Annotated in this window: 1 protein-coding gene; it reads right to left on the bottom strand. The window is 31.6% G+C overall.

The window, feature by feature from the left end; genetic code table 11:
• The coding region (locus QWI17_RS08775; protein ID WP_302722146.1) for a LemA family protein at positions 1–329 on the bottom strand (329 nt) is incomplete at its 3' end.
• Positions 330–395 lie beyond the last annotated feature (66 nt).

The raw sequence follows: 395 nt of genomic DNA, 5'->3' as shown, positions 1-395 counted from the left end.
TGATCTTGCGCTTGTTGAAATTTCGCAATATTTGCATCTGTTAATTGACTTGGATCATCAATTTTAATTTGATTAGAAGTCGCTTTTGCACGTGCATCAATTACAGCTGTTAACGTTTCTTTTTCCATATTCGCTGCACCTTTAACCGTGTTCACTAAATTTGGAACTAAATCTGAACGTTTTTGATATGTATTTTCTACATTCGACCATTGTTTTTGCACACCTTGGTCTGTTGTTTTGATCGTATTCGAAACTCCAATTCCCCAGAAAACGATTCCTGCAAGAAGTAAAAGAATCACTCCACCAATAAGACATCCTTTGTTTTTCATAGTATTTTTAATTTATTATTACGTAAAAATAGTATTTTTTCAACAATATTTTATCAAAAATAAAGC

Source organism: Gilvimarinus gilvus (genome assembly GCF_030518155.1).
In the GTDB taxonomy this organism is placed as follows: Bacteria; Pseudomonadota; Gammaproteobacteria; order Pseudomonadales; family Cellvibrionaceae; genus Gilvimarinus; species Gilvimarinus gilvus.
Note: the sequence above shows the minus strand (reverse complement) of the source record. Positions and strands in the feature narration are given on the sequence as shown.